Consider the following 4467-nt stretch of genomic DNA (forward strand, 5'->3'; position numbering starts at 1 on the left):
CCGTGCCGCCGCGCCCGTGCCTGTGGAAACGTCGTTCATTTCGCGCCGGACGACGCTTTGCGTCGAGTACCTGTTTTTCCCCCTCAAATAGCGTCGTGGATTCGCGAGAATTCCAGCAATTCAAAGCCTGAATTCGTGTCGAAATGGCCCGTGAGTCGAGCTATATTGGTTGTGTTCCCGGGGGGCCGGGAAAAGAAAAGCCGGAATCCCTGCTGTAATTCCATGCGGGGGAGGAGTTTGTCAAAAATAAAAATTCACTCTCGGGGCAGGCCCTTATGTCACCGTGTCGCCCCGCACACCTCAAGGCGGGATAGTACCTCCCGCAACGCTTCATCCCGTCACTGCACATCAAAGGAGTCCAACATGAACGACCGCGCTGCACCCGCGTCTTACCTGATCAGCCCCTCCTACCTGGCAGGCCCGGACGAGAGGTCCACCGCCGTAAGGGAGATCCTGCTGGCCGCAGGCTGGCAAACACGGCGGGACGGAGACAAAACCATCTATCTCGACCCCAGCGGGATGCGTGAGGCGTGGCATTGGTCACCGGAGTCTGGCGTTCCGATGGACGTAACGGGGCGCCTGTTGGCCGGATGGGAGTTCGCGGCGAGCACGGCCCCGGGCCGCGATGCGGTCTGGGTCGTACGGTTTGCCGAAACCACTCCGCCAGAGATCGTCGCTGCCTTCGCGGCGGTACTGGCCGATGACACGCGCCCTGACGTGCGTGGCATTCCAGCCTTCCTGCTGGTGCCAACGGGCAACAGGGAAGAGGCAACAGCGCCGCTGGCTGAGGCTGGGTGGATCTTCGAACGAGAGGAGGGCGGAAGCGGCTGGTTGGACCCCAATGGGCTGGCCGGAGTGGTCATCGCGACTGATTGGCAGCAGGACGGGGTCGGCAGGCGGTGGATGTTTGTGGCCCGGCCTGCCATCGGCAAGCCCTCGTTGTGGTCATGCGTAGCCTGGGCCACTACGCCCCTGAGCCTCGTGGCCACGCTGAGCCGGGCGATTGTCGACCCCACACCGGTACCGCGTTCTGCCTTGCCGGGGCCGGACGCAGGGTCGATCACCGTTATCGGTCCCGCCTGACCGATGTACGCGGGCCGGTGCCGCCCCACACCTCCTTCAGCGGGGCGGCACCGGGCCCCATACGCCGCCGTTCCAAAAAGCGAATCAACGTTCGCAACGGCAAGCCGGAAAGCCTCGAAACCGACTGATAACTGATGCATTTCCAACGAGTGGTCGATTTCCGAATCCGGAAAGTCACGGCCACGCCTGCGGCCGATGAAAGGCTCCGTGATGACGACTACCGCCACATCGCCCTCCACGACTCCCGGATCCACCACCCTGCACACCCCGACAGCGCCTACGGGTTCAGCGCTCGGCGCGGGCGGTAAAGCCCGCCCGGGGGAGCTGCGAGCCATGATCGCGAAGATCCTGGCCGAACAGGCGACAACAAAGTTCAGCGTCACCGATCTGGCGAAAAAGCTGGGACATTCTGGCGGGGCGGTCGGCAATGCCTGCGAGACGCTCGTGCAACGGGGCGAGGCCGAGAGGGTCGGATCCAAACCGCGCATGTACCGGGCGACTTCCACAACCATCACTGCCGCGCAGCGTGCAATGCTATTGGCGCCGCGACCAGCCGCCCGGCCTACCAGGACGGTGCCATCGCCGGGCGGCAAGCCCGAACCGGTCACCCGGCCGAACGGGCAGCGGTATCACCCCAGGGCACTGGCGAACCTGCCCGATGTCGAGGCACTGAAGCGGCTGCGTAAGGCGAGCGTGCCGGTGCTTCTGTACGGGCCGCCAGGCACTGGGAAGACGTCTCTGATCGAGGCGGCCTTCCCGGATCTGATCACGGTTGCCGGGGATGGCGATACGACGGTCGGTGACCTGGTCGGCGAGTACACCCAGGACGAGAAGGGCGGCTACCAGTTCGTCTACGGACCGCTGGTGACGGCGATGCAGGAGGGCCGGGCCCTGTTGCTGGATGACGCGACGCTGATCTCCCCGAAGGTGCTGGCAGCGTTGTATCCGGCGATGGACGGGCGGCGTCAGATCCAGGTCAAGGCGCACAAAGGCGAGACGGTCATCGCCGCCGACGGGTTCTATGTGATCGCAGGTCACAACCCCGGAGTCCATGGGGCGGTCTTGACCGAGGCCCTCGCGAGCAGGTTCTCGGTGCAGATCCAGGTGGGCTCGGACTACGACCTCGCCGCCGCCTTGAAGATCAACACGACAGCAGTACGGATTGCCCGTCACCTGGCCACCAGCCAACAGGCCGGGGAGGTGGGATGGGCCCCACAGCTGCGGGAGTTGATCGCCTTCCAGAAGATCGCAGATGTCCTGGGCGCCGATGCTGCGTTCGCCAACCTGGTCGGCATCGCCCCCCTGGAAGACCGCGACACGGTCACCGAGATCGTCACCAAGGCCCTGGGCAGGCCCGTCACCGCACTGGCCCTCGGCCGCCAACTCTGACCCTCACTTCCCGCCCGGCTGCCTGGCCCGCCGCTTCTGGCCACCAACCGACACCCCCACCACACCTGAGGAAGGGACCGATCCGCTATGCCCGCGCAGACCCAGGCCCATGTACAGCATCAGCCACTCGCCGTGTCCGAGTCGGAATGGGCCCAGGCCAGGTGGGAGGACGACGGCGGCCCACCCTTCGAGCCGAGCCCCGCACACCAGGCCAGTCAGTGGCTGCGGGTCTCCGCTGCCCTGACGCACCGGTTGCCGGAACTTGCCGGGCGGGAGGACGTGATCGTCACCTGCGAGCCGGGCACCCGCTCCGGCGCCCCGGCCGCCTTCTACCCCACCACGGCGACCCTGGAAATCGACGCCGCCCTCTTCGACCCCGTGAAAGCGGCCACCATCAACCCGAGATGGCCCGGGGACGAGGAGCGCTATCCGGTGGCCTGGGGCGCGCTGGTGCACGAGGCCGCACACGCCGCCCACAGCCTGTGGGCCACCCCGCCCCAGCTGCGTGACACGGCCCTGGACTCGGCTGCCGCGCTGCTGGAAGAGTCGCGCGCTGAAGGCGCACATCTTGCCCGCCGCCCCGCCGACCGCCGGTTCCTGAGGGCCTGCGCCCACACCCTGATCCTGGCGGACATCAACGCCCAGACCCCCAGCGACCGGTGGCAGGCCTCCCACGCGGCCGGTCTGGTCCTCGCCCGGCGGGACGCAGGCATCCTCGACCCTGACGAGACCGAACCCCTGGAACAGACCGTCACCGGCATCCTCGGCCCCGACCTCCTGAACACACTCACAGCCATCTGGACGGCCGCACACGCCACCGATGACGACGACGGGCCCGGAATGCTCGAGCACGCACGCGCCTGGTGCCAGGCGCTGGGCACCGAACCCGCCGGACCGGAACCCACAGGCGGCGGACGGCCAGGTGAACTGGCCGAGGCAATCGGCAAGGTCGTCGAACAGGTCCAGGCGAATGAGGCCGCACAGGCCGCAGCCCAGGCCCAGGCCGCCGCCGCGCGAACCGCCCGGGCCCAGGCGAAGGCCGCCGCGGCGGCCCACGCACGGCAAGCCGCCCAAACAGCAGACCGGGTATTCGCACACTCGACGCGCCCGTTCACCCCCGGCAAACCAGACGGAAGCCCCGGCCGGTCGCCGGTGACCGGCACCCGGCCACCGACCGGGGCCGAGAAGTCGGCCGCCGGACAACTGGCCAGGGCGCTGCGGGCCGCCGCCTACCGGGAACGCATCACCACCGCGACCGCCTCGGCCGCCCCGCCCGGTCGCCTCAACATGCGCCAGGCGCTGGCCCGGGACGCTCAGAGGGCCGCAGGCGCTACCCCAACGGCCACGCCCTGGGTGCGTACCGAGCACCGGCCCAGCCCAACTCCGCCACTTCGGGTGGGCATCGCGGTGGACGTATCCGGGTCGATGGGCGCCGCTGCCGATCCGATCTCCTCGGCCGCCTGGATCCTCGCCAAGGCCACCGCGCTGACCGACCCCGACTCGCGCACCGCGACCGTGGCCTACAACCGGTCCCTGACCGCCATCACCGCCCCCGGCCGCACCCCAACACATGTCACCCGGTTCAAGGCACGCGGTGTCGGCCACAGCCTCGCCGAGGCCATCGACGCCCTGTCCGCCGGGCTCGCCCTCACCCAACCAGGCGCGGGCCGACTCCTGGTGATCGCCTCCGACGGCCTGTACGCACGCGCCGAAGCCGCCCGGGCCAGCGTGCGCGTCACCGCCCTGAACAAGGCCGGGTGCGCGGTGCTGTGGCTCGCGTTCGCCCCCGACCCCCGCCCGCTGCCCGGCACCATCCTGCTGGAGTTGACCGACCCGGCCCGCGCAACCGCCGCCATCGCCAAGGCCGCAACCGCCGCCCTCACCGCCGCCCGATAGCACGTCAACCTGCCGACCCTGGCACACCAGAGCACCACAACGGCAACCATCCACACCGCCGCCCCGGCTCAGCGCCGGGCCGGGGCGCGGGGACCGCGA

Annotated in this window: 3 protein-coding genes; all 3 read left to right on the plus strand. The window is 68.9% G+C overall.

Annotation, left to right across the window (positions count from 1 at the left end; all coding sequences use genetic code 11):
- Positions 1-363: 363 nt before the first annotated feature.
- The 3 genes from CCN51_RS47250 to CCN51_RS47260 all read left to right on the plus strand — a co-directional run bounded on the left by CCN51_RS47250 (position 364) and on the right by CCN51_RS47260 (position 4368).
- Complete coding sequence (locus CCN51_RS47250; RefSeq protein WP_014181114.1) at positions 364-1083, plus strand: SPDY domain-containing protein; 720 nt, start codon at positions 364-366, stop codon at positions 1081-1083.
- 336 nt (positions 1084-1419) lie between these two features.
- On the plus strand, positions 1420-2472 hold the full coding sequence (locus tag CCN51_RS47255) for an AAA family ATPase (protein WP_043492263.1): 1053 nt from the start codon (positions 1420-1422) through the stop codon (positions 2470-2472).
- An 87-nt stretch (positions 2473-2559) separates the two neighbouring features.
- Positions 2560-4368 carry a vWA domain-containing protein gene (locus CCN51_RS47260; RefSeq protein ID WP_014181116.1) on the plus strand — a complete coding sequence of 603 codons (1809 nt, stop codon included), beginning with the start codon at positions 2560-2562 and terminating at the stop codon, positions 4366-4368.
- Positions 4369-4467: the final 99 nt, after the last annotated feature.

This window comes from Streptomyces milbemycinicus (genome assembly GCF_002154605.1).
Taxonomy (GTDB): domain Bacteria; phylum Actinomycetota; class Actinomycetes; order Streptomycetales; family Streptomycetaceae; genus Streptomyces; species Streptomyces milbemycinicus.